Annotated in this window: 22 protein-coding genes; 11 read left to right on the top strand and 11 right to left on the bottom strand. The window is 64.0% G+C overall.

Annotated features, from left to right (window positions below):
* The 4 genes from SCA01S_RS14570 to SCA01S_RS14555 all read left to right on the top strand — a co-directional run bounded on the left by SCA01S_RS14570 (position 1) and on the right by SCA01S_RS14555 (position 4,567).
* A complete protein-coding gene (locus tag SCA01S_RS14570) occupies positions 1 to 912 on the top strand; it encodes a ketopantoate reductase family protein (protein WP_062786781.1) in 912 nt (303 codons plus the stop codon).
* A complete protein-coding gene (locus SCA01S_RS14565; protein WP_022676228.1) occupies positions 912 to 2,615 on the top strand; it encodes a thiamine pyrophosphate-requiring protein in 1,704 nt (567 codons plus the stop codon). Before SCA01S_RS14570 ends, SCA01S_RS14565 begins: the two co-directional genes overlap by 1 nt.
* The gene (locus SCA01S_RS14560) at positions 2,615 to 3,940 is read left to right on the top strand and encodes an MFS transporter (protein WP_084391022.1); all 1,326 of its coding nucleotides are present in this window, start codon (positions 2,615 to 2,617) and stop codon (positions 3,938 to 3,940) included. The genes SCA01S_RS14565 and SCA01S_RS14560 overlap by 1 nt, the downstream gene beginning before the upstream one ends.
* Positions 3,941 to 4,090: 150 nt before the next feature.
* Positions 4,091 to 4,567: a MarR family winged helix-turn-helix transcriptional regulator gene (locus tag SCA01S_RS14555; protein WP_022676230.1), complete on the top strand. Its 477-nt coding sequence runs from the start codon at positions 4,091 to 4,093 to the stop codon at positions 4,565 to 4,567.
* A gap of 183 nt (positions 4,568 to 4,750) precedes the next feature.
* Here SCA01S_RS14555 and SCA01S_RS14550 read toward each other — a convergent pair whose 3' ends face one another.
* The 8 genes from SCA01S_RS14550 to SCA01S_RS14515 all read right to left on the bottom strand — a co-directional run bounded on the left by SCA01S_RS14550 (position 4,751) and on the right by SCA01S_RS14515 (position 11,264).
* Positions 4,751 to 5,014 carry a hypothetical protein gene (locus SCA01S_RS14550; RefSeq protein WP_062786779.1) on the bottom strand — a complete coding sequence of 88 codons (264 nt, stop codon included), beginning with the start codon at positions 5,012 to 5,014 and terminating at the stop codon, positions 4,751 to 4,753.
* 417 nt (positions 5,015 to 5,431) lie between these two features.
* Positions 5,432 to 6,634: a 3-oxoadipyl-CoA thiolase gene (gene pcaF / locus SCA01S_RS14545; protein ID WP_062786770.1), complete on the bottom strand. Its 1,203-nt coding sequence runs from the start codon at positions 6,632 to 6,634 to the stop codon at positions 5,432 to 5,434.
* A 6-nt stretch (positions 6,635 to 6,640) separates the two neighbouring features.
* The gene (locus SCA01S_RS14540; RefSeq protein WP_062786768.1) at positions 6,641 to 7,411 is read right to left on the bottom strand and encodes an alpha/beta fold hydrolase; all 771 of its coding nucleotides are present in this window, start codon (positions 7,409 to 7,411) and stop codon (positions 6,641 to 6,643) included.
* Positions 7,399 to 8,091, bottom strand: coding sequence for a 3-oxoacid CoA-transferase subunit B (locus SCA01S_RS14535; RefSeq protein ID WP_062786861.1), 693 nt, complete (start codon positions 8,089 to 8,091; stop codon positions 7,399 to 7,401). The genes SCA01S_RS14540 and SCA01S_RS14535 overlap by 13 nt, the downstream gene beginning before the upstream one ends.
* Entirely contained in the window at positions 8,091 to 8,798 is a 708-nt protein-coding gene (locus tag SCA01S_RS14530) for a CoA transferase subunit A (RefSeq protein ID WP_022676234.1), read from the bottom strand. The genes SCA01S_RS14535 and SCA01S_RS14530 overlap by 1 nt, the downstream gene beginning before the upstream one ends.
* A gap of 53 nt (positions 8,799 to 8,851) precedes the next feature.
* Positions 8,852 to 9,763: a dioxygenase family protein gene (locus SCA01S_RS14525; RefSeq protein WP_062786765.1), complete on the bottom strand. Its 912-nt coding sequence runs from the start codon at positions 9,761 to 9,763 to the stop codon at positions 8,852 to 8,854.
* A 47-nt stretch (positions 9,764 to 9,810) separates the two neighbouring features.
* Positions 9,811 to 10,101, bottom strand: coding sequence for a muconolactone Delta-isomerase (gene catC, locus SCA01S_RS14520; protein ID WP_062786764.1), 291 nt, complete (start codon positions 10,099 to 10,101; stop codon positions 9,811 to 9,813).
* A 5-nt stretch (positions 10,102 to 10,106) separates the two neighbouring features.
* Positions 10,107 to 11,264 carry a muconate/chloromuconate family cycloisomerase gene (locus tag SCA01S_RS14515; protein WP_062786761.1) on the bottom strand — a complete coding sequence of 386 codons (1,158 nt, stop codon included), beginning with the start codon at positions 11,262 to 11,264 and terminating at the stop codon, positions 10,107 to 10,109.
* A 109-nt stretch (positions 11,265 to 11,373) separates the two neighbouring features.
* Here SCA01S_RS14515 and SCA01S_RS14510 point away from each other — a divergent pair, with 109 nt between their 5' ends.
* On the top strand, positions 11,374 to 12,291 hold the full coding sequence (locus SCA01S_RS14510; protein ID WP_028657838.1) for a LysR family transcriptional regulator: 918 nt from the start codon (positions 11,374 to 11,376) through the stop codon (positions 12,289 to 12,291).
* On the opposite strand, the gene SCA01S_RS14505 is transcribed toward SCA01S_RS14510, so the two are convergent.
* A complete protein-coding gene (locus tag SCA01S_RS14505) occupies positions 12,277 to 14,079 on the bottom strand; it encodes a sigma-54-dependent Fis family transcriptional regulator (RefSeq protein ID WP_062786759.1) in 1,803 nt (600 codons plus the stop codon). The genes SCA01S_RS14510 and SCA01S_RS14505 overlap by 15 nt on opposite strands.
* A gap of 198 nt (positions 14,080 to 14,277) precedes the next feature.
* Here SCA01S_RS14505 and SCA01S_RS14500 point away from each other — a divergent pair, with 198 nt between their 5' ends.
* From SCA01S_RS14500 to SCA01S_RS14485, 4 genes are read left to right on the top strand one after another with little or no spacing between them, the layout of a single operon-like run.
* Positions 14,278 to 16,788 carry a TonB-dependent receptor gene (locus tag SCA01S_RS14500; protein WP_062786756.1) on the top strand — a complete coding sequence of 837 codons (2,511 nt, stop codon included), beginning with the start codon at positions 14,278 to 14,280 and terminating at the stop codon, positions 16,786 to 16,788.
* A 2-nt stretch (positions 16,789 to 16,790) separates the two neighbouring features.
* Complete coding sequence (locus SCA01S_RS14495; RefSeq protein ID WP_062786755.1) at positions 16,791 to 17,864, top strand: Rieske 2Fe-2S domain-containing protein; 1,074 nt, start codon at positions 16,791 to 16,793, stop codon at positions 17,862 to 17,864.
* Positions 17,861 to 18,814, top strand: a complete 954-nt coding sequence (locus tag SCA01S_RS14490; protein WP_062786754.1) for a PDR/VanB family oxidoreductase — start codon at positions 17,861 to 17,863, stop codon at positions 18,812 to 18,814. Before SCA01S_RS14495 ends, SCA01S_RS14490 begins: the two co-directional genes overlap by 4 nt.
* Before the next feature lie 17 nt (positions 18,815 to 18,831).
* Positions 18,832 to 19,875, top strand: coding sequence for a Rieske 2Fe-2S domain-containing protein (locus SCA01S_RS14485; RefSeq protein ID WP_022676243.1), 1,044 nt, complete (start codon positions 18,832 to 18,834; stop codon positions 19,873 to 19,875).
* 255 nt (positions 19,876 to 20,130) lie between these two features.
* Here SCA01S_RS14485 and SCA01S_RS14480 read toward each other — a convergent pair whose 3' ends face one another.
* Both SCA01S_RS14480 and SCA01S_RS14475 read right to left on the bottom strand, forming a co-directional pair.
* Positions 20,131 to 21,153: an alpha/beta hydrolase gene (locus SCA01S_RS14480; protein ID WP_245652639.1), complete on the bottom strand. Its 1,023-nt coding sequence runs from the start codon at positions 21,151 to 21,153 to the stop codon at positions 20,131 to 20,133.
* A gap of 94 nt (positions 21,154 to 21,247) precedes the next feature.
* Positions 21,248 to 22,102 carry an alpha/beta hydrolase gene (locus SCA01S_RS14475; protein WP_158441970.1) on the bottom strand — a complete coding sequence of 285 codons (855 nt, stop codon included), beginning with the start codon at positions 22,100 to 22,102 and terminating at the stop codon, positions 21,248 to 21,250.
* Between the two features lie 281 nt (positions 22,103 to 22,383).
* Here SCA01S_RS14475 and SCA01S_RS14470 point away from each other — a divergent pair, with 281 nt between their 5' ends.
* Positions 22,384 to 23,316 carry a poly(ethylene terephthalate) hydrolase family protein gene (locus tag SCA01S_RS14470; protein WP_167542907.1) on the top strand — a complete coding sequence of 311 codons (933 nt, stop codon included), beginning with the start codon at positions 22,384 to 22,386 and terminating at the stop codon, positions 23,314 to 23,316.
* A 63-nt stretch (positions 23,317 to 23,379) separates the two neighbouring features.
* Complete coding sequence (locus SCA01S_RS14465; RefSeq protein WP_062786752.1) at positions 23,380 to 24,984, top strand: carboxylesterase/lipase family protein; 1,605 nt, start codon at positions 23,380 to 23,382, stop codon at positions 24,982 to 24,984.
* The last annotated feature ends 43 nt before the right edge of the window (positions 24,985 to 25,027 follow it).

Below are 25,027 nucleotides of genomic sequence, written 5' to 3'. Positions count from 1 at the left end.
ATGAAGATCATGGTTGTGGGGGCAGGCGCCATGGGCACCCTGTTTGGCGGGCGCTTGGCCCGGGCCGGCCATCAGGTGGTGTTCGTCGATACAGACCCCGCGCGGGTCGCGGCCATTGCCGCCAATGGCGTCTGGGAAAACGACATCCCCGCCCGTTGCGCGGCGGCGTTGCCCGGCGTGGCGCAGGGTGAGACTGATCTGCTGATCCTGTTCACCAAGGCCCAGCATACCGCCGCTGCCATGGTACAGAACGCTGGCGCGTTGCGCCCCGATGGCATGGTGCTCACGCTGCAGAACGGCCTGGGCAACGGTGTCGCGATTGCAGGCGTTGTCGGCGCTGATCGAGTGCTGGTGGGTATTACCAATTGGCCTGCCGATTTGCTCGGCCATGGGCGCATCCACGTGGCGGGCGATGGCATGGTCAAGTTCTGGAGCCTGACAGGCGCGGATACCCCCGCCATTCACCAGGTTGCCGCCGCATTGGCCGAGGCGGACCTTGGCGCGAGCGCCGAGCCTTCGGTCAAGGTCGCGATTTGGGAAAAGGTGATTTTCAACGCCGCGCTCAATGGTATCTGCGCCCTGACGCGGATGACAGTGGGCGAGGTCGGTGACTTCGCGCCCGCTCGTGATCTCGCGTTGCAGGTGGTGGCGGAAGGAATCACCATCGCGCTGGCCAACGACGTGGCGGTCGACGTTGAGAGAGTGCGCCAAGCCGTTGCCTTTGCCATGACCCATCACCGCGCCCACAAGCCGTCCATGCTGCAGGATGTGGAGGCCGGCCGCCCCACCGAAGTCGATGCCATTCAGGGTGGTTTGCTGGCCGCAGCCCACCGTCACGGCGTGACGACGCACGCACTTGCCCATTGCACCGCGCTGTTGCGCAGCATCGACCACATCGTTCGGAGTTCGTGATGTACACCACCGCCACTGCCTTTCTGGAAGCCCTTGTCGAGCAAGGCATCACGCACGCGTTCGTCAATCTGGGTAGTGATCATCCGGGGCTGGTAGAGGCGATCGCCGAAGCGCGCGCAAACGGGCGGGCCGTTCCGACCATCGTGACCTGCCCGAACGAGATGGTGGCCTTGACCATTGCCCATGGCCATACCCAGATTAGTGGTCAGCCGCAGGCCGTCATCATCCACGTCGAATGCGGGACGCAGGCCCTGGCTGGCGCGGTGCACAATGCCGCCAAGGCGCGCATTCCGGTGCTGATCTTCGCCGGTTCTTCGCCCTTTACCCAGGACGGGGAAATGCTCGGCAGCCGCAACGAGTTCATCCAGTGGATTCAGGATGTCCACGACCAGCGCGGGCTGGTGCGCGGCTACATGCGCTATGACAACGAAATCCGCACCGGCGCAAACGTCAAGCAACTGGTTCATCGCGCGATGCAATTTGCCAGGTCTGACCCCAAGGGCCCCGTCTATCTGATGGCCCCACGCGAAGTGCTGGAGGCGCCGTGCGAGCCGGTAAGCGTGGACATGGCACGCTGGCAGCCGGTGACGCCCTGCGCGCTGGCAGCGCAGGATGCGCGCTTTCTGGCCGAGCGGCTGGTCAAGGCGAAGCGCCCGTTGATCGTCACGTCCTATCTCGGCCGTAATCCGGCAGCGGTTGACGTGTTGGCGGCGTTGTGTGCCCAGGTGGGTGCGGGCGTGGTGGAATCGGTGCCCAGCTACGTCAACCTGCCGCACAACAACCCGTTCTATCTTGGCAACTACTGGAACAATCCCGAGCAGAACCCCGATCTTGCCGCTGCCGATCTGGTGCTGGTGGTAGACTGCGACGTGCCGTGGATTCCGATCAAGAACACCCCGTCCGAAGCGGCCGAAATCTATCACATCGACATCGACCCGCTGAAGGAGCAGATGCCGCTATGGTATATCGAGCCGCACCGCAGTTTCCGCGCTGATGCCGCGCAAGCCTTGCAGGCCATCGGCGATGCAGCAGCGGCACTGGACACGGATGCCGCTGCCTTGGCCGAAAAGACCGGGCACTATGCCGCGCGCAGTGCTGCGCGTCGCGCCCGCGTCGCGCAGGAAGTGTTCGCGGGCGAGGGGCTTACGATCGCCCGCCTGATGGCGGCCCTGCGCGAGCAGTTCGATGGCCAGACCATCGTGATGAACGAAGGCATCACCAATTATCAGCCGGTGTTCGATCATCTGGCCCCCGTGCGTGCTGGCAGCATGTTTGCCAGCGGCGGCGGATCGCTGGGCTGGAACGGCGGCGCGGCAATCGGGGCAAAGCTGGCCAATCCCGAAGCGACGGTGATCGCCGTGTCGGGTGATGGCTGTTATATGTTTACCGTGCCGTCCAGCGTGCACTGGATTGCGCGCCGCTATGCCACGCCTTTCCTGCAAGTGGTGCTGAACAATGACGGCTGGAATGCGCCGCGCCATTCAGCGCTTGCGGTTCATCCCGATGGGCATGCCAGCAAGGCCGCCGACCTTGATTTGAGTTTTACGCCAGCGCCTGATTACGGCGCGATTGCAGCGGCATCGGGCGGTGCGGCCAGTTTCGTCGTGGACCGCGAGAGCGACCTTGCCACCGTGCTGGGCGACGCTTTCGCCGTGTTGAAGAACGAGCGCCGCGCGGTGGTCGTCGAGGCGAGGCTGGGCTGATGGCGTTGGGAGAGGCGCCTTCGTCCGTTGCGGGGGTAATTGATGACCGACCCTGGGGCTGGCGGCAAAAGCTGCTGCTGGCGCTGGTGTCGCTCACCATCCTGCTGGATGGGTTTGACAACCAATCCTTGGGCTTTGCCTTGCCCAGCCTGATGAGGGATTGGGGCCTGCCCAAGGCGGCGCTGGGCAGCGCGCTGGCGGCTGCGCAGGTTGGCATGTTGATCGGGGCGATCAGCGGCGGCGTTGTGGGCGACAGGTTCGGTCGCAAGGCTGCCCTGGTGGCCAGCACGACCTTGTTTGGTGCGGGCACCTTGCTGATCGGCTTTGTCCACACGCCGCTGCAACTGGCAGGCTTGCGATTTGCCGCCGGCCTCGGGCTGGGGGCGGCTTTCCCCACTGTTGCCGCGCTGGCCGCAGAATTTACGCCGGCGCGCCATCGCAGCCTGGCGGTCATCCTCTCGATCGTCTGCGTGCCGCTGGGCGGCGTGGTTGGCGGCATGGCGGCATCGGCGATCCTGCCCGTGATGGGCTGGCCGGCGCTGTTTGTGCTGGCCGGCGCCTGCACCTTGGTGCTGGCACTTCTGCTAATACTGGCGGTGCCGGAATCGGTGACGTTCCTGCTCTCGAACGACGCGAGCCCCGCGGTTGTCTTGCGCAGCCTGCGCCGGATGGGCCTGGGCGATGCGGTTTTGCCCGAACGCGCCGCAGCCCGATCGCATGGTGCTGCCGCGCCGCTGTCGGCCGTCTGGGCCCCGGCGTTGCGCGCCGACAGCATGCTGTTGTGGGCGGCGTTCTTCTTTTCCCTGGTGTCCGTCTATGCCGCGTTCAACTGGCTGCCCACGCTGCTGGCAGAGAGCGGTCTGAGTGTGGCGCAGGCCGCTGAAGGTCTGGCGGCGTTCAACATGGGCGGGGTTGTCACAGCCCTGCTGGGGGGCGCGTTGATGGCCCGCTTCGGCTCGCGCTGGGTGATGGCGGCGATGGCGCTGGTGGCGGTTGGCGCGGCTGCGACCCTGGCCTTGCTGGCCAATGTACACCTGCCGCTTGCCGCGACATTCGCGCTCATCGCGATCGAGGGCGGCTGCGTGAACGGGGCCCAGACCAGCCTCTATGCCTTGGCGTCGAACATCTATCCGGCGCCAACCCGCGCGCGTGGCGTGGGCATGGCAACCGGGATTGGCCGGCTTGGCGCGATTTCCAGCGCGTTGCTGGGGGCAGTGGTGGTTGGCGCGCTCGGCATGGCCGGCTTTCACTGGGCGATCGCAGGGGTGATGGTGGTGGTGTTGGCAGCGATTGCCCTGATCGTGCGCCATGTGCCATCCCGGTGATTGCTCGGCATTTCCGCCAAGCTTGACTCCGCCGTGCCAGCCGTGCGACCGATCCGGACCGTCTGCCGGATTTGGGACCATTGATGCCGCGATGTAGTTGCTGTCATGTTGATTCGGCGCTCGTTGTGCGGGTCACGCCAGCGGTGGTCCATGGCCGGTAAGAAGCGGCGCGGTGAAGCGGCCGTAGCTACCGAAGACAGGCAATGGACGCGCGGGCTCGACGACGTCATCGCCTATCATCTGCGCCGCGCGCAGGAGGCATCGTTTGCCGCCTATTCCCGCAGCATTGGCGAAATCCGCATCTGGCCGGGCTGGTATGCCCTGCTGCGGATCATTTACGACAACCCCGGCATCAACCAGACCGAACTGAGCGCGGCCAGCGGGCGCGACAAATCCACCCTGACCGCGTCCTTGCGTGAACTCGGCAAGGCAGGGCTGGTCGAGCGCGAGCGCGACGAGATCGACCGCCGCAATTTCCGCCTCAAACTGAGCGCGGCTGGCGAGGCCCAACTCGCCGAGCTGGAACTCAAGGCAGCGGCCCACAACGCCAGGATCGACAGCATCATCGGGCCAGAGCATCGCGATCTGTTCCTGGCGCTTCTCAAGGAACTGTCAGCCCGGCTCTGACCAGATCGCGCTGCGTGGGTCGATCGGAGTTGCACGCTATGCACCACCGCATTGGGCCAAACGGCCCTGGCAATGCTTGCTCTCACTTGGCGGGGCAGTGCATGTTTCTGGTGTTTCATAGTAAGCGCCAACGGAAGGCGGCGTTGACGCGGCGTCGGGCTGCCGCGCAGCAGCGCTTGTACTTCATGCCCCAGCCGCGTTTCGACCTGTCTTGCCAGTCTGCATGGCGCGGAGAGCGGGTTTCTTGTCCTCGCGCATGAGCGCGAGCTTGCGCATTCCAACTAGGGCGCAGGGTATGAGGGCTGCGTGCTCATCGCGGATTGTGTTGGCGTCGTCGCGTTCATCGCACGGCTCGCCGATGTCCATGAAGCCGGTGAACAGGGCAACGAGCGTGGCGGTTCGTTCGTCCTCGGCGATCACCGACCAGCAATCCGGCGCCAGCTTCATGGCGCTCCAGAAGCCCCTGCCCCAGGTCCTGACCTTACGTGGTCTGGCTTCTGACCCGGCTCGCAGAAGGCGGGGGAGAAGCCTGGCCAGCCTTTGGCGAAGCTTGCCTCGGTAGCCTTGTGATGGGCCAGGACCGTAACAAGGCCCTGCTCGATCCGGGCAGGATCGACCGCAGACCGTTCTCGCCACAGACCCATATCCGCCTTTCTGGACAGCGATCGCGGCTTCGTCCGCGCCCGCGAAGCCGCGATCGCAAGAGTTCAAAATGACGCGATCGTCGGAGGAATATGTCCGGCTTCTGCGGATCGCCGAGGTGAAGCGATGCGTGAGCATCGGCAAGAAGCGGATATACCGGCTTATCAAGCGGGTGGATTTTCTTTTCACATTAGCACTTTTCAGCGCTTGCCGGTATTCCGCTCAGACACGCTCTAGCAGAACCGCCAGCCCCTGCCCCACGCCGATGCACAGGAACGCTAGGGCATAGCGGCCCTGCTTGCGGTGCAGTTCCTCCACTGCGGTCATCGCGATCCGTGCACCAGACATGCCCAGTGGGTGACCCAGCGCGATCGCCCCGCCGTTGGGATTGACGCGTGGATCGAGCGGATCGATGCCAAGATCGCGCAAGGTAGCGATCGCCTGGCTGGCAAAGGCTTCGTTCAGTTCGATCACGTCGAGTTGGTCGATCCGCAGCGCGTGGCGGGCCAGCACCTTGCGCGCCGCCTCGATCGGGCCGACGCCCATGATGCGCGGCGCGATGCCGGCGGCGGCCATGCCGATGACGCGGGCGCGCGGTGTCAGGCCATGCGCCGCAGCCGCTGCCTCTGTCGCAACGAGCATGGCTGCGGCGCCATCGTTGAGGCCGGATGCATTGCCCGCCGTCACCGTCCCGCCAGGCTTCACAACGGGCTTGAGAGCGGCGAGCGCTTCCAGCGTCGTGGCGCGCGGATGCTCGTCTGCATCGAACAGGATCGGCTCGCCTTTGCGCTGCGGGATCGCCACGGACACGATTTCGGCGGCAAAGCGCCCGCTGGCCGTGGCGCGATGTGCCTTTTCCTGGCTGGCCAGGGCAAAGCGGTCCTGGTCCTCGCGGCTGATCTGCCATTGCTCGGCGACGTTCTCGGCCGTCTGCGGCATGGTATCCACACCATAGGCCGCCTTCATCGCGGGGTTGATGAAGCGCCAGCCCAGCGTTGTGTCCTCGATCTTCTGGTCGCGCGCGAATGCGCTATGCGCCTTGCCCATGACGTAGGGCGAGCGCGTCATACTCTCGACGCCACCCGCGATGAGGAAATCCGCGTCCCCCGCACGGATCGCCTGGGCTGCCATGCCCAGCGCGTTGAGACCGGAACTGCACAGCCGGTTGACGGTAACCCCCGGCACCGTTTCAGGCATGCCCGCCAGCAGCACGGCCATGCGGGCCACGTTGCGATTGTCCTCGCCCGCCTGGTTGGCACAGCCAAGCAGCACATCGTCCAGTTCCGCCCAGTCTGCCCCCGGGTTGCGCGCCATCAGCGCCTTGAGCGGCACAGCCGCCAGGTCGTCGGCGCGGATGGTGGCGAGCGATCCGTTGAGCTTGCCGATCGGGGTACGGATGGCGTCGCAGATGAAAGCATCGGGCATGCGGTATCAGCTTTCCAGAAAGGCGGCGATGGTCGCGGCCAGCGGCTCTGCCGCCTCTAGCGGAGCCAGGTGCGCCGCTGCCAGCGCAACATGGCGCGCGCCGGGAATGCGCGCAACCAGGTGTTCGCCATGGCCCTCGAACGGCGTCGAGGTGTCGCGCGTGCCGGTCACTACCAGCGTCGGACAGGCGATGGTGTGGAGCCGGTCGGCCAGGGCCATGTCACGAATGGCGCAGGCACAGCCGGCATAGCCTTGCGCGTCCATGGCAAGCAGTTGACGCCGGACCGCTTGATAGATGGCCAGATCGGCAGCATCGGACAGGAAACGCCCCATCGCCAGATCGACGATTCCGGCCATGCCTTGCTCGCGCACGGTGGCAACGCGGTTGTCCCACGCGGCGCGGTCCATCGTTGCCGAAGTGCAGATCGGCAGCAAGGCCCTTACCCTGCCCGGCGCGCGCAGCGCCAGTTCCATGGCGATCATCCCGCCGAGCGAAACACCCGCCACGGCAAAGCACGCAAATCCAACGGCGTCGGCTGCGGCCAGCACATCGTCTGCCAATTGCGCCAGGCTGTAGTCCCCCGGATCGGCCAGCGAAGCGCCATGGCCGCGCGTATCGATCCGCAGCAGCGCGAAGCGATCGCGCAAATGCGGCAGGACGGCGTCCCACAGGTCCATGTCGGTGCCGATGCTGTTGAGCAGAACGAGCCCGGGCGCCTGATCGCGCCCGTCGTGCTTGATGTATAGCCGGGCGCCAGGGCGCGCTAGGAACGGCATGCCAATTCCTTTGATGCGGTCGGTGCGTGCTCTGACGCGGTCAGGGAAAGCGCCAAGGGCGCCGCCGTCTTGGCCAGCACTTCCGCCTCGGTTACACCCGCTGCGCATTCGATCAGGGTGAGCCCGCCCTTGCCGCGATCGACCGCCAGGACAGCAAGATCGGTGATGATGAGGTCCACCACCGCCTTGCCGGTGAGCGGCAATGTGCAGGCAGGCAGGATCTTGGGGCTGCCGTCCTTGGCAACGTGATCCATGACCACGACCACACGCTTGACCCCCGCAACCAGGTCCATCGCGCCGCCCATGCCTTTCACCATCTTGCCTGGGATCGTCCAGTTGGCGAGATCGCCCTGGGCCGATACCTCCATCGCGCCAAGCACGGCCATGTCGATGTGGCCGCCCCGGATCATGGCAAAGCTGTCTGCCGAAGAGAAGAAACTGCTGGTCGGGAGCGCGGTAACGGTCTGCTTGCCGGCATTGATCAGGTCAGGGTCTGCTTCCCCGTCATAGGGAAAAGGTCCGATGCCCAGCATGCCGTTTTCAGACTGCAGCGTTACGTTCACACCGGGCGGCACATGATTGGCCACCAGAGTGGGAATGCCGATGCCCAGGTTCACGTAATATCCGTCGCGCAGTTCGCGCGCGGCGCGGGCGGCCATCTCGTCGCGGGTCCAGGCCATCATGCACTCTCCCGCTGACGCGTGGTCAGCTTCTCGATGCGCTTCTCATTGATCGTGGCGAGGACGATCCTGTCGACGTAGATGCCCGGTGTGTGGATGCCATCGGGGTCGAACGTCCCTTCAGGCACGATTTCCTCCACTTCCACCACGGTCACTTTGCCGGCCGTCGCCATGTTGGGGTTAAAATTGCGCGCCGTCTTGCGATACATGAGATTGCCCGCGGGGTCCGCCCGCCAGGCTTTGATGATCGAGAGGTCCGCCCGCAGCCAGGTCTCTCGCACATATTCGGCGCCTTCAAACACGTCCACCGGCTTCCCCTCGGCCACGACAGTGCCGACCCCGGTTTTCGTGTAAAAGGCCGGAATGCCCGCGCCGCCGGCGCGGATCCGCTCGGCCAGCGTCCCTTGCGGGTTCAGTTCCAGTTCCAGTTCGCCAGACAGGTACTGGCTCTCGAACAACTTGTTTTCGCCGACATAGGACGAGATCATCTTCTTCACCTGCCGGCTTTCCAGCAGCATCCACAGGCCAAAGCCATCGGCACCGGCATTGTTGGAAATGATCGTCAGATCCTTGACCCCGCTTTGGCGGATTTCGGGGATCAGGCTTTCGGGGTTGCCCGAAAGCCCGAACCCGCCCGACATGATGGTCATCCCGTCAAACAGAAGGCCATCAAGCGCAGCGGCAGGATTGGCGTAGATCTTGTCCATGTCGTATCGAAACCTTTAGCCGAAGAATGCGCCTTATCCGCCCTGGCGGTGCGTTATGCCGCATCCATTGGTTCGGCAGCAGCACGGGCGCGGGCGGAAAAACCCTCGTCTTCGGCATCGCTGGCTCGCTGCAACTGGAAATCGAACGCGATATATGCCGCATCACCCTGGCGATTGGGCACAGGCAGCAGGCCTTCGCGCGTGCCAAAGGCAAAATCGTCGGCTGCAAAGGGGTCGTCGCCGAAATTGATCTGGGTGGTCAAGGTGCGATAGCCCGGTGCCTCGATGAAGAAGTGCACGTGCGCCGGGCGATTGCCATGCCGGCCCAAGGCCTGCATCAGTTGGTCCGTTGCGCCACCGGGCGGCACCGAATAGCCGCTCGGCTGCTTGGAATGAAACGCATAGCGCCCGTCCTTGCCCAGCTTGATGCGCCGGCGGTTGTTGAACGGGGTCTGTTCGCCAGTTGGATCGAAGTGCGAATACCACCCTTGGCTGTTTGCATGCCAGACATGCACGATCGCATTCTCCACCGGCTCGCCATCAGGGCCGGTCACCGCGCCGCTCATGTAGAGAGTGTGGGCGCCTTCGTCGGGATCGACCGTCAGCGCGGCATCGCCTTCCACCAGCGGCGCACCGGCCACATAGAGCGGCCCCTCGATAGTGCGCGGCGTGCCGCCAACCCGCCCGGCTTGCGCGTCCTTGGCATCCAGGAACAGGTCGATGAAATGCTCAAGCCCGATGCCCGGTACGATCAGCCCGAGTTCGCCGGAACCTTCGGCAAGATACTTGACGGCCAACCAGAATTCGCTCTCCGACACGTCATGCTTGACGATCACGGCCATGGCGCTTTCGATAAGGTCGCGCATGATAGCCTTGAGACGCGGGTTGCCACCGCTTTCTTCGATGCCCGCCGCGCGATCGAGCAGTTTCTGGACTTCTGGCGATTTGACGAAGCTGGTGTCCATGTTCACTCTCCTGGATGTCTTTTATGCCCGGTTTTCGTACGCTGCGCTCAGCGATCGTCGTCGTGGAGCGACGAGGGATGCCGGCACAGCGGGGTCACTTTGATGGTCATGAACGGAAAGAGCGGCAGCGCCATCAGCGTGTCATGAAGCGCGGCATTGCTCTCCACATCGAAGATCGAGACGTTCGAATAGAGCCCCACCTTGCGCCAGATGTGGCGCCAGGTCCCTGCCGCCTGAAGCTGCTGGAAATAGGCCTTTTCCTCAGCCTTGATCCGCGTCGCTTCATCAACATCGAAGGCCAGCGGAATGTTGACGTCCATTTCCACCATGAACAGCATGGGTTTCAGGCTCCTGCACTGACGGGATGAAGACGCGGCCCGTCGCGGTCGCGCCGGAAGAAGGCGAGCTTGTCCTCGTCAAAAGCGATGCCAAGCCCTGGCCCGTCGGGCACGCCCAACGAGAAGTCGCGATAGTCGAGCGGCTCGCGCAGAATCTCTTCGGTCTGCAGCAGCGGGCCGAACAACTCGGTTCCCCAGGCCAGATGCGGGATGGTGGCAAAGACATGGGCCGAGGCGGCCGTACCGACACTGCCTTCGAGCATCGTCCCGCCATAGAGACCGATGCCTGCGGCCGCGGCGATTGCCGCAACTTCGGCCGCAGCAAACAGCCCCCCGGATTGGGCGATCTTGAGCGCAAACACATCGGCCGCGCCGGCCGAGGCGATGCGCAGTGCGCTGCGCGGCCCGTGCAAGGCTTCGTCGGCCATCAGCGGGATCGTCTGCTGCGCGGTCAGGCGGGCCATCGCCGCGATGTCATCGCCCGCGATCGGTTGCTCGACCAGATCGCAGCCCACATCGTGCAGCATCGCCATGCCCAGGCTGGCCTGCGTTGCCGACCAGTTCTGGTTCACATCGACGCGAATGCTGGCGCGATCGCCCAGCGCCTTGCAGATCGCGCCGACGTGGGCAACGTCATCGCGCACCGCACGCTTGCCGATCTTGAGCTTGAAGATGCGGTGCCGGCGCCGATCGAGCATTTCCTCACCCTCGGCAATGTCGCGCCCGGTATCGCCGCTGGCCAGGGTCCAGGCCACGGGCAGCCGATCGCGCCGCGCTCCCCCGGAAATCAGCGCCGAGACCGGCACGCCAAGCCGTTTGCCTGCGATGTCGAGCAAGGCGGATTCCACTGCGCATTTGGCAAAATGGTTGCCGCGCACACTGGCGGAAACCTTGGCCATGGTCGCGCCGACCTGCGCGATATCGCAGGTTTTCAGCACGGGCAGGATATAGGTGTCTATCGCCGACTTGATGCTTTCGGGGCTTTCCGGGCAATAGCTGAGACCACCGATCGTCGTGCCCTCACCCACGCCTTCGATGCCGTCGGCGTCGGTCAGGCGCACGATCACCATCGATTGTGCATGCATTGTCGCCATGGCCAGGACATGCGGGCGGATCGTCGGCACATCGACAATGAAGGTATCAGCCCGACTCAGCGTTGCCATTGCAGAAATTGCCCCAAACAGCAGAATTTCAATGATCGATAAGCCTTGCGCCGGAAGCAATCCAACATCTATTGGGTCTAATCTCTATACCTGATAGGTATGAACCATGCTGGACCTGCGCCTCTTGCGCTATTTCGTGATCGTTGCCGACGAAGGCAATTTCAGCCGCGCGGCCGAGCGGCTGCATATTGCCCAGCCGCCATTGTCGCGCGCGATCCAACAGCTCGAAGCCCATGTCGGCGCGCCCTTGCTGGATCGCACGATGCGGCCGCTGCGCCTTACCGAGGTTGGTCGCCTGCTCCATGCCCAGGCCGTGCAATTGCTGGCGCGGATGGAGGATGTCGACACGATGGTGAAGACCGCCGCCACCAGCCGCCGGCGGCGGTTCGTCATCGGGTTTGTCGCCTCCACGATCTATGCCCGGCTGCCCGAAATGATCCGCGAGTTCCGCAAGGTCGCGCCAGATGTCGAGATCGTGATGGTCGAAAGCACGACGCTCGAACAAATCGCACAGTTGAAGGACGGGCGCATCGACGTAGGCTTTGGTCGCATCCGCTTCGACGATCCGGCCGTACGCCGCATCGTTCTGCACAACGAGCGGTTGATCGCCGCCTTCCCGGTCGACCATCCCCTGGCGCGCGGTGAAGGGCCGATCTCGCTGCACGACCTGGCGAACGAGCCGCAGATTCTCTATCCGCGCTCTCCGCGCCCAAGCTATGCCGACCAAGTTCTATCGCTGTTCCGCGACCAGGCGATCGAACCACGCATCGTCCACGAGGCGCGCGAACTCCAGATCGCCATTGGCCTTGTCGCGGCGGAGGAAGGCATGGCCATCGTCCCTGAGTCGGTGCGCCGCGCGCGCAGCCACGATATTGCCTTTCGCGAACTGGCCGAGCCTGCGACATCGCCGATCATCATGAGCCACCGCGTGGGCGATCTTTCGCCCGATATTGCCAGCATGACCGAGGTTGTGCGCCGCAAATACCGCGATTGGGGCCATGATGCGCCTTTGTCAGGCCAACTGTGACGATGCCCCGCGTTGCCCGCGCAACCAATAGTTGACCTGCGAGCGCGTCATGCCAAGGCGCCGCGCCGTTTCGGTGACGTTGTTGCTGGTGGCCACGAGCGTTGCGCCGATCAGACGGTCTACCACCTCGTCGCGGGTCAGGCGCGCATCGAGCAGTAGGGCATCGATCCTATCGGACGCTTCGGGCAGGCCAGACGCCCCGCGGCGAATGCGATCCATCACATAGGCGGAAAATGGCTCACCGGCTCGCCCGTCGCCATCGCCGCCATCGGTGTGTCCGCCGTCGAACGATTGCGCCGTCATCGTGACGTGGTGGATGCCGATCAGCTCGTTATCGTCGGCCAGGATCACCGCCCGCTCGATCAGGTTTTCCATCTCGCGAATGTTGCCCGGCCAATCGTATTCCAGGAAATGGCGAATGATCGCATCGTCGAACGCCACCTGGGTGCGCCCGTGCTTGGCGCACATCTTGCGCAGGAAATAGTTGGCCAGCAGCGGGATATCGGCGCGGCGCCGGCGCAGCGGCTGGATCGTGATCGGAAAGGTGGAAATCCGGTGCAGCAGGTCTGACCGGAACGTGCCGTTTGCCACGTCCCGGTGCAGATCCGCATTGGTTGCAGCGACAAGCCGGGCGTTGGTGCGCAGCGGCCGACTTCCACCCACGCGATCGTATTCGCCTTCTTGCAGCACGCGCAGCAATTTGGCCTGAGCCGCGAACGACAAGGTGCCGATTTCGTCCAAAAACAGGGTACCGCCTTCGGCCCGCTCGAAGCGACCGGGGCGCGACGCCGTAGCGCCGGTGAACGCCCCCTTGTCCACGCCGAACAATTCCGCCTCGATCAGCGTTTCGGGAATGGCGGCGCAGTTGACCGACACCAGCGGACCATCGGCACGGTTGCTGCGCTTGTGCAACTCGCGCGCGAACACCTCCTTGCCCACGCCGCTTTCGCCGGTGAACAGAACCGGCGCATCGGTTCTCGCCACCTTGTTCACGAGGTGAAGCGCCAGGTTGAACGCCGAGGAGGCGCCGACGATGGAGCGTTGGCCGATGCGCAGGTCTTCATCGGGTAGCAGCTTTCCCGCCGCCACCCCGCCCTGTCGCTGTGCGTAGTTTTCCGTGCGGAACCAGCGCATTTCCTCGTCGGCGTTTTCCCACTGCTCGGCCGCCTTGCCGACGAGGAAGCAGCGATCGTGCCCCATGGCGACGCATTGCACTTCTCGAAAGATCATCGCCCGCCCGAAAAACGCCGAAGCATAGCCCGAAGCATAGCCCACCTGCTGCCAGCCACCGGGATAGGGCGTGATGCCCAGCTCCTGCCGGTGCGACAGGCATTCGGCAGAATTGTGCCAATGATATTCGCTGTAGAAATGGCCGGTCTTGCGATCCGCTTCGAACACCAGCGGCTCGACCTTGACCGATCCCTTGAGCGCATGAAGCTGCGGCCCGACAGCGAAGCCAGCGAAAATGTCATCTTCCTTGCGCAGGTCCAGTGCCAGTTGCGCATCGGCCGAACCGATGCCGTACCCGATCCGCGTCACCAGCCCGCGCGCTTTGTCATAACCCAAAGAGGACACCAGCTCGCGCCGCATGATCCCCAAGGCATTGTTGTCGGTCAGCACCATGCGCTGGCCGTTCAGCGTGATCTCGGCCCGATCGGGATCGTAGTGGAAGGACTTCCACAGATCGTCGAACGATGGCTCACCGGCCACGACCAGTTTGCGCGCCAGATCGCGCGCGGCATCGCGTTCTCCGGCCCAGGCCGGATGCGAAGGATGCTCGCTGGGCATCACTCTCCCCTGTGTTTGTTTTTATACAACTCCAGCATAGTGAATGGCCAATTTTGCGCAACAGCTCTCCTGCTACACGAACGATCTCGCGCATCATGCCAATTATTTCATGCCCTTATTTAAACTGGCACATTCCCTGCTCTTACACTCTGCGCAACGGCACTCCGAAACAACGGGGGCCATTACGGAGGGGTAGAAATGATCAAAGCAGCCTTGCTCACCGGGACCGCCATGCTGTCTGCGGCGTTGGCAACTCCCGCCATGGGCCAAACCACAGCCGGCACCGAACCGGCTGCCACCGCGCAGAATGCTCCTGCCGCCGATACCGGCATCGCTGAAATCGTCGTCACCGCGCAGAAGCGTGCGCAGAACGTGCAGGACGTGCCCATCGCCATTTCAGCCTTTGCCGGCAATGCGCTGAAAGAGCGCGCCGTGGCTGATGTGTCGAGCCTTTCGAACATCTCGCCCAACGTGACGCTCGATGCCGGCTCGCCGTTCTCGGGTTCGTCCTCGGTCCTGTCAGCCTATGTCCGTGGCATCGGCCAAAGCGACTTTGCCGCCAACTTCGATCCAGGCGTCGGCGTCTATCTCGATGGCGTCTATCTTGCCCGCACCGTGGGCGCCAATCTCGATCTGCCCGATGTGCAGCGCATCGAAGTGCTCAAGGGGCCGCAGGGTACGCTGTTTGGCCGCAACACGATCGGCGGCGCGATCTCGATCGTCACGCGCGATCCGGGCAACACCACGTCGTTTCGCGGCGACATCACCACCGGCCGCTACAATCGGCTCGACATGAATGCGAGTGTCGACTTGCCCGTGTCCGACACGCTTGCTTTCGCGATAACCGGCGCCTCGCGCCACCGCGATGGCTATCTCAACCGCATTCCCTATCCTGGCGCGGCGACCTACGCCACCGATCCGGAATCCGCTTTCCGTGCCAACGGTACCGATCGCTCCGCCCAGGAAGGCGGGCAAAGCGAATGGTCGCTGCGCGGCAAGATGGTGTGGCGCCCGACAGACCGCCTGACCATCCGCGTCTCGGGCGATTACATGCGGCAGAACCAGCAAGGCACGGCCAACAAGCTGATCAAGACGACATCCAGCATGCCTTCGACGCTGGCCTTTCTCTACAACACCTGCATCAACACCCCGCAGGCGGGGCTGGCCGCAGCAGGGCTGAGCGCGCTGTGCGGTTCGCGCGGCACGCCGCTCAATCCGGGGCAGATGCTCGGCGGTATCGGCGGCGTGAATGTCGATGCCGATCCGAACAACAACCGCCTACCGTATGACGACCGCTTCGTTACCAACAGCATCGATACCAGCTATGCCACCGGCATCAACTTTTCCAAGATGAAGGCCTGGGGGCTTTCCGCCACCGTCGATTACGAACTGGCCGATGGCCTCTCGCTGAAATCGATCACGGGTTATCGTGATCTTGACTGGGCAACCGGCCTCGATGCCGATGGCTCGCCGCTCAACATCCTGGAATTCTCTTTCGGCCTCAAGAACTGGCAATTCAGCCAGGAGTTGCAGCTGGTTGGCCAGACCCTCGACAACAAGCTCAAGTTTGTTCTGGGAGGCTATTACTTCAAAGAACGCAGCCACATGAACGACTATGTGACGTTCGACCAAGGCCTGATCCAGATCGATGGCCCGAATTATCTCGACACCAAGAACTATGCTTTCTTCGGGCAGGTCGATTATGAAATCTCACCGCTTGTCTCGGTCACCGTCGGCGGGCGCTATACCAACGAGAAGAAGACCTTCAACGGCGGCCAGAGCGACCTCAACGGATTTTTCTACAAGGTCAGCGGCTGCACGACCTATGGCAATCCCTGTTCGTCGCTGCTCGGGTTCCCCGATCCCAACCAGCCGCTGCGCTTCTTTGTTTCGCAAGACCAGCATCAGAAATTCAACAACTTCTCGCCCAAGCTGGGCATCCAGTTGCACCCCTCACGCGATGTGATGGTCTACGGTTCGTGGTCCAAGGGCTACAAGACCGGGGGTTGGACCACGCGACTTTCCGCGCCGCTCAACTATGCGCCCACGTTCAACCCGGAAAAGGCCGAGACGTTCGAGGCCGGGATCAAGTCCGAACTGCTCGATCGCCATTTGCAGATCAACGCTGCCGTGTTCACCACACGGTATTCCGATATTCAGCTCAATTTCCAGCTTGGCATTTCGCCCACCATCCAGAACGCCGGCGATGCCCGCATCAAGGGTTTCGAGGTGGAGGCCGTGCTCGCCCCGGTCGCCGGCCTCACAATCAACAGCTCGATCGGCTACACCCAGGCCAAGTATACCAGCGTGCTGCCCGGCGCCGTAGTGGCCCCCAACACGCTCCAGGCCGGCGTCTTTGTCGGCGCCCCGCTGCCCAAGGCCCCGAACTGGAAGTTCAACATCAGCCCGCGCTATGAATATCGCTTGGGCAACGGCGGCTCGGTTGTCGCGCTGCTCGACTATACCCGCACCAGCAGCCTGTGGAACGATACCGAGCGCACGCTCCTGCTCCAGCGCCCCGGCGTGAACTCGCTCAGCGCCAGCCTCACCTATCGGGCCCCGGACAAGCGCTGGAGCGCCACGGTGGGCGGCACCAACCTGACCAACGATCGCTACATCGTCAGCGGCAATCTCCAGGCCGCCGGCCTCATCTTCGGCACCTACAACCGTCCCACCGAGTGGTATGCCCGGCTGGGCGTGGAGTTCTGACCATGCCAACCAAGACTGAAACCTTCCTGCAAAACTGCTGGTATTGCGCCGGCTGGGGCACCGATGTCGGGCTCGGCAGCCGCGATCTTGTCGTGCGCAAGATCGCGGGCCGCTCGATCCTGCTCTATCGCACGCCGCAAGGTGCGCTGGTGGCGATGGAGGATCGCTGTCCACACCGTTCCGCCCCCCTCTCGCTGGGCCGCAAGGAAGGCGATGCCGTGCGCTGCATGTACCACGGCATGCTGTTCGGCCCCGATGGCCGCTGCCGCCAGGTGCCCGGCATGGACAAGATCCCGCCTGGCGCTGATGTGCCGACGCTCGCGGCGGTGGAAAAGGACGGCTGGATCTGGGTCTGGCTGGGTGATCCCGCCACGGCCGACCCCGCGCTGATCTGCGAGGCGGTGGGGCCGGCCGATCCCGACTGGGTGCTCAAGACCAACGCGATCCGCATCGAGACCAATTACCGGCAGGAAATCGCCAACCTGGCCGATCTCAGCCACGTGTCCTGGGTGCATGGCGAAACCTTTGGCGGGTCTGACGACTGGAGCCTGATCCGCCCCCGCCACAAGAACCTGCCGCGCGGGATCGAGACGCGCTACACCGTGCGCGGCGTACCGGCGCCCAACTTTGCCAAGCACCTGTTCGATCCGGCGGCCCGGTTCGATATCGATGTGCATGTCACGCTTACCGTGCCGTGCAAATTCATCATGAGCTTCCGCATCAAGTCTGCCGGCGATGCCACGTCGGGAGAGAGCAACGGAGACTTGCTGCTCGATACGTTTACCAGCCAGGCGGTCACGCCGCGCGACGATGGATCGATCGACTATTACTTCTCGTGGGGCACCAGCAAGGCCACCTGGTTTCCCGGCATCGTCGAACTGATGCATGCCACCAACCTCGATGCCTTTCTCGAAGACAAGCGCATTCTGGAAGGTCAGCGCGAGCGGCAACTGCAATATCCCGACGCCCCGCAAATCGACATCGTCCACGATGCCGGCCCCGGCCGCATGCTGTGGGTGCTCGACAAGCTGCTGGAGCAGGAAGCATCGGACCACGTGGCGGAGACCGTTGCATGAACGGATGGATTTCCGTTCGGGTCGCCGAGCGGCGCGAGGAAGCCGAGGGGATTGTCGGCCTCGTCCTCGCGCCGCTGCCCGGCGCCAGCCTGCCGCCATACGAACCGGGCGCGCACATCGACCTGAAAATGCCCAATGGCATGATCCGCCAATATTCGCTGTGCGGCCAGGTGGGCGACACAACGGTCTATGAACTGGGCATCCTGCTCGAGACCGCCGGGCGTGGCGGATCGCGCCATGTGCACGAGCAGGTAAACGTGGGCGACATGCTGGACATCAGCGCACCGCGCAATCTCTTTGCCCTGGTGCCAGGAGAGCCCGCGCTGCTGTTTGCCGGCGGCATCGGGATCACCCCGATCATCGCCATGGCCGATCATCTGGCGCGCAGCGGCACGCCCTATGCCCTGCATTATTGCGCCAGAACGCACGCGCGCATCGCGTTTCGCGAACGCATCGCGCACTCGCACGCGCCCCACCACGTGCATTACCATTTCGACGATGTGCCGCAGACGCGGCTGGACATGGCGCGCGTGCTGGCAGAGGCTGATCCGCAGGCACACCTTTATGCCTGCGGCCCGGCCGGCTTCATGGATTTTGTGATCGGCGCGGCGCGGGCGGCCGGTTGGCCCGAAGCACGCCTGCACGTGGAGCATTTCTCCGCGCCGGAAGTGCAGGATACGGGCGATGCCTTCGAGATAGAGATCGCCGGAACCGGGCAGATCGTGCCCGTTGCGTCTGGCCAAAGCGCGGCAACCGCGCTGGCCGAGGCGGGGATCGAAGTGCCGCTGTCCTGCGAACAGGGCATTTGCGGCACCTGCCTCACCACTGTGCTCGCCGGCATTCCTGACCATCGCGACATGTACCTGTCCGCGGCCGAACAGGCTGCCAACGACTGCTTCACGCCCTGCTGTTCGCGCGCGCGCACGCCGCGCCTTGTCATCGAAATCTAGATTGGAGAGGTCTTGCCATGAAAACCCGTGATCATTTCCTCATGAAGGCCTGGTACATCGCCGCCCTGTCCACCGAGGTGGACGGCGCGCAACTGTTCCATCGCAAGCTGCTGGGCAAATCAGTGCTGATCTATCGCCAGGCCGATGGCACCGCAGTGGCGCTGCACGATCGCTGCCCGCACCGCTTTGCCCCGCTCAGCATGGGTACGCGCCATGGCGACGAGGTGGCCTGCCCCTACCACGCGCTGCGCTTCAACGCGCAGGGGCAATGCACCCACAATCCCCATGGCACTGGCCATATTCCCAAGGCAGCGCAGGTCGATACCTTTGCCCTGGTCGAACGCCACGGCTTCCTGTGGATCTGGATGGACGCATCCGAACCCGATCTCACCCTGCTGCCCGATTATTCCCCGCTGGATATCGGCCACGAAAATGCCGTGGCCTATACCTACATGCACCTGCCCGTGAATTACGAGCTGATCATCGACAATGTCATGGACCTTAGCCACATCGACCACGTCCATGGCGAGATCATCACCACGCGCGGCAAGCTATCGCCGATCGTGCCGCAACTGCGCGAAACCGAAAAGAACGTGAGCGCGCGCTGGGAATGGTCGCAACAGCCGGCGATGATGATCTTCGCCCCGTTCCTGCCGCGTCCCGAAGACGAGGCCAGGCAGTTTTTCGACATCACCTGGAGCGCGCCGGCCAACATTCAGCTTACCGTTGCCGCGGTGCAGGACAGTGACCGCTTCGACGACGCGCTCGACCAATATGACCTGCACAGCTGCACGCCCGCCGATGCCTTCTCCACCCACTACTTCTTCGCCACGCGGCGCAATCACGTGGTGGAGGATGCAGATTACAACGCAGCCAAGATCGCCGGCATGCATGCCGCCTTTGAAGACGAGGATGGTCCGCTGGTTAAAGCAGTGCAGCAGGAAATGGGCGATGCCGAGTTCTTCTCGCTCAACCCCGTGCTGATGTCCAACGACGTCGCGCCGGTGAAAGTGCGCAAGATGCTCGATCGCATGATCCGCGCCGAACGCGCCGAGGCCTAGCGCCACGCGAACACCCTGGGGGACGCCGCACCGGAGCCTCAAGCCGAACAGGGCGCCGGCGCGATAACCTCACGTCCTGCGGGCAGCGTGGTTTGCGCCAGGCTGCCCGCCTTTTCATCTGGTGCACGTGCTCGCGGCACAAGATAATCGGCCAGCATGCAGAAAAGCGCGATTGCGCCACTAGGCCGGCACCCTGTCCAGATTTCCGGCACCACCTCAATTGAGCCGGCGAGAACAGCGCCACCCCCCGTCACGTTAAACATCCGAATTGCCGAACGCGCGGCGAAGGGCATCGAATTTGGCCTTGGTGAACTGGCGTGCCGGTGCCGTATCGGCAGCGACAACATCAAAGCCGTGATAGGCACCAGCGATCACCAGCAATTCGCATGGCACCTTCGCCTCGATCAGCCGACGCGCATAGGCAACGTCTTCAGACACGAACAAGTCGATGCCACCAACGCCAATGAACGCCGGCGCCAGTCCGCCCAGGTCCTTGACACGAGCAGGAACGCCTGCCGCCGGCACGTTTGCACCGCCTGGCCGCATGCCCAAGAACGAGGACCAGCCATAGCGATTGCTGGGCGCATCCCAGCCAATCGAACCGAGCGGAAACGGCGGAATAACAGTGCTGCCGGTGCGATCGTCCAGCATCGGATAGATCAGCACCTGCAACAGTACGGGCACCTCGCCGCGATCGCGCGCGGTGATCGCCAGACGCGCAGCATGGCCGCCGCCGGCACTTTCGCCCATGATGGCGATGCGGTTAGGATCGACACCGAGCGTGGCTGCATTGTCATGCACCCATTTCAGCGCCGCGTAGTTGTCCTCGACCGAACCGGTGAAACGGGTTTCGGGGGCGAGGCGATAATCCACCGTAACGATGACACAATCGAGTTCCTTGGCCACTGCTTGGTGCTTGCCCACCTCGAAGGCGGCTGTGCCGGCGATATACCCGCCGCCATGCATGTGCACGATGGCGGGTCGCTTGCTGCCGGCGCGGGCGTTGATGACAAACACCTTTACCGCTGGCGCGCCACCTGGAACGGGGATCAGGCGCTCTTCCACCGCAACATCGGGCAGTCGCTTGGGCATGAATTCAGGGTGCGGACGGCGCAGTTCAGCCAGGGTGCTGTCGTTGGGCGTGCCGTGTTCGGCACTCATGCGGGCAACCATTTCAGCCGACGGGCGCAAGGCTGGATTTACATAGCGCAGCGCATCGCCCGGGGTGAGCGCGCCGCCAGTTGCGGATCCGGCCGCCGCGCGGGCGATGGGAGGCACCAACTGACTGACGGCCAAACTGCCGGCCCATTGCGCAAGATTCCGGCGCGTGATCTCGAGTGCCATGATCGATTTCCAATCGTGTAACGGGTTTTCAGGAAAGCTGCGTCTGCGCCCAGGCATGGAACAGATCCGGCCAGGCTTTATTGGGTTGATTGGCCCGACCCGCGCCAAAGGCGTGGCCGCCCTTTTCGAACATATGAACCTCGACAGGCCGCTGCGCTGCCGTCATTGCACGCATCATCACCAGCGTGTTTTCCGGTTTGACCGCAGGGTCATCCAGGGCATGCGCCAGGAACATCGGCGGCGTATCGGCGGTCACGTGCAAGGCTGGGGAGTGGCGCGCGATCTGCTCCGCCGTCGGATTGGCGCCGAGCAGATTGGCGGTCGAATCATGGTGGCCGAGGTCTGGGGAAAGACTGATGACCGGATAGATCGCCGCCACGGCAGCAGGCCGTGCATCGGAATCATCCAGCGCGTCCACCGCTGGAAAAACCCGATTGCCATAGCCGCTAGCGAGTGAAGCCGCGAGATGCCCACCGGCCGAAAATCCCACTGCCATGATGCCGTCAGGCCTGAGTTGGCGGCGCGCCGCGTCAAGGCGGATAACTTGGACGGCGCGGCGCGCATCGGCGAGCGAAACGTCTGCGCGCTGCTCCCACCCCTCGCCCGGCAAGCGATAGACCAGCACAAACGTGGTATAGCCCATCGCGCCGAACCGCGCGGCAACCTCGATGCCCTCGTTGAGGATCGACACCCAGCTGTAGGCCCCGCCGGGAAGGAGAAGCAGGCTAAGGCCGTTGGATGGCACGCCTGCTGGTGGCGGAAAGACCCGGATTTCGGGGCGCGCGACATTGCGGATCAGAATATCGGGAAAGCCAGCGGGCAAAGGCTGCGCCTGGAACCCCGTGCCCGGCACTGCCCCTGGCCACAGCGGCACGCGTTCCACGCTATTCCATGACGCCGGGAGCGGTGGCAGTTGCAATCCTCTGGGCAGTACCTGCCCCAGCGCCGGGCCGGTTGCGCAGGCCCCCGCGGCTAGGCCAAGCGCAGGCAGTATTGCGCGGCGCGTCCACCCTGCTGCCCGCCGGTTGCCTCCGTCCATCGCTGCATCCTCTCTCGCTTATTCCCAGTCCATTTATATCAAATGGTAGAAAATGCAATTGATTGCAGCAAGATTCTCGCTATGGTTTCGGCAAGGCTGACGAGGCCACGAGAGGATCCCTGATGATGCAGAAATATTCAACTGGCATAGCGGCGATCTGCGCCGTGCTGTCCATGGCGGCAGCGCCGGCCCAGCCCGACCTGGCGCGGGTGGATGCGCGCGCGCCGGCCGGTAGCGGCCGCTTTCCAGCCGTGATGGAGCAGGCGGCATCGTTTCCCGGCTACACGGTATTCGCGCCGGCCCATCTCGCCACTCAATCGAAGCTGCCGGTCGTGCTGTGGGCCAACGGCGGATGCATGGCCTATGGCAACCGCTACCGGACGTTTCTGACCGAGATCGCCTCGCACGGGTATCTGGTGATCTCGATCGGTGGGATTGGGCCCGCCACGATCGAGGGTGGCTCGGAAGAGGGCATGCCCCCGCCGCCAGTGAGCATGACCGCCCCGGCCCTGTCGAACTATACCCAGCTGACCGACGCGCTCGATTGGGCGACAGCGCAGAACCGCGATCGCAAAAGCGCGCTGTTCGCCAAGGTGAATACCGCTGCCGTGGCCGTGATGGGTCACTCGTGCGGAGGACTCCAGGCTATCGCGGCCGCCGCCGATCCACGGATCAAGACCACGCTGGTCATGAACAGTGGGGTCTGGAACAAGGGCACGGGTGGCTTGCCCGGCGCGCCGGTGACCAAGGCGAGCCTGGCCAAGCTGCACGGCTCGGTGCTCTATATCGGCGGTGACGCGTCAGATGGCGCGCACGAAAACAGCCGTGACGATTTCGAGCGCATCACCTCCATTCCAGCGGTCTGGGCCTATCCGGACGGGGTCGGCCATGGCGGAACCTACTTTGAGCCGGGCGGCGGCACGTTTGGCAGCGTGGTTGTCAACTGGCTGCAATGGCGCCTCAAGGGTGATCGCGCCGCTGCATCGCTGTTTTCGGGGCCGGATTGCGGGCTGTGCCGCGACACCCGCTGGCATATCGCCCGCAAGAACCTGAAATGATGATCGGGCGCGACCCGGCCGATACGCCAGCTGGCAAGCCGGCGAAGCGAAAGGAAATACGCCATGCTGTTTGACCGCCGCAGCGCGATGGGCGCGACGCTTGGCTGTGCCGCGCTCATGGCGTTTGATCGCCCTGCGCATGGTGCGGCGGCAACATCGGTGGCGCGGACGACCGCTGGCCGGGTTGCGGGCGTGCTGGCTGACGGGGTGCACCGTTTCCTCGGCGTTCCCTATGGCGAGCCAACCGGAGGAGCGGCCCGGTTCCTCCCTGCCCGCCTGCGTCGACCGTGGAGCGGCATCCGCCCGGCCATTGAGATCGGCCCGCGTTGCCCACAAAAGGGCCATGACGGCTCAACCCCAGAGGCTTCGGAAGACTGCCTGTCGCTCAACGTGTGGACCGGCGCGCTCAAGGGGCGCAAGCCGGTCATGGTATGGCTGCACGGCGGCGGATGGGAAGCCGGCATGGGCTTCGATCCGCTCACCGATGGGGCGTTCCTCGCCCGCACGCAGGACATTGTCGTCGTCACTATCAACCATCGCCTGAATGTCTTTGGCTACCTCAATCTCGCCCACGCCGGGGGCGAGAAGTACGCCGCTTCGGGGAATGCCGGGCTGCTCGACATCGTCCTCGCCCTGCAATGGGTGCGACACAATGCCGAGGCATTCGGCGGCGATCCTGACCGCGTGATGATTTTCGGCCAATCGGGCGGAGGGCGCAAGGCCAGCGTGATGCTGGCGGTGCCGGGCGCGGCGGGCCTGTTCCATCGCTGTGCGTCGGAAAGCGGGCCAGCGCTGCGCATGGATGATGCCGACCTTTCGTTCGAGCGGGCCGATCGCCTGTTGCACACGCTTGGGCTGAATGCCGGTGAAGTGAGCAAACTTGCCGATATTCCCGTGGCGACGGTCACCGCAGCGGGCATCACCGTGCGCAACGCCATGGGGCAGTTCCGGCCCAACGTGGATGGCGTGGTACTGCCCCGGCAGCCCGTCGATCCTGGCGGCTTGGCCCCCAGTGCCCATGTGCCACTCATCGTCGGAACGGCGCGCGATGAAACAGCGCTGTTCCTTGGCGCCGACCCTGCCTATGCCACGCTTGGCGAAGCGGAGTTGCGGCGGCAGCTGGAACCATTTCTGCCGTCCAGCCATGCCGAGGCGGTTATTCAAGCCTATCGAGCGCGCTATCCCGCGCTCGACAATGGCCGCTTGTTCGCGCGGCTGACCACCGATCGCAGCTATCTGCTCGATGCGATTCTGCTTGCCGAGCACAAGGCGGCGCAAGGCGGAGCGCCCGCCTACCTCTACGCGTTCGACTATCCCATGACCGTCGGCGCATTTCATGACGTGACCCCGCATGTGGCCGAAGTTCCGTTCATCTTCGGCACGCTGCCGGCCTGGCGCTATGTCACGCCATCGGCAGAGGCGCTGCGGCTGGTCGACACGATGTCAGGCACTTGGGCAGGTTTTGCCCACACGGGCGTGCCCCATGGGCCGCGACTGCCGTCATGGCCGCGTTTTGACGTTGCGACGCGATCGACGATGGTGATCGGCAAGACCATCCGTGTCTTGTCCGATCCGTATCGTGCCGATCGCGAAACCATGCTGCCGTTCGGTTCGCAGCAACTCGATCGCTTCGAGCCAAGGCCCCCCGGGCCCTGGATCCGCCCATGACCAGCGCATCAAAGCCAGCAAGGCAATCAGGCAGGACAACAGC

The sequence above is a fragment of the Novosphingobium capsulatum NBRC 12533 genome, assembly GCF_001598375.1.
Taxonomy (GTDB): Bacteria; Pseudomonadota; Alphaproteobacteria; order Sphingomonadales; family Sphingomonadaceae; genus Novosphingobium; species Novosphingobium capsulatum.
Note: the sequence above shows the minus strand (reverse complement) of the source record. Positions and strands in the feature narration are given on the sequence as shown.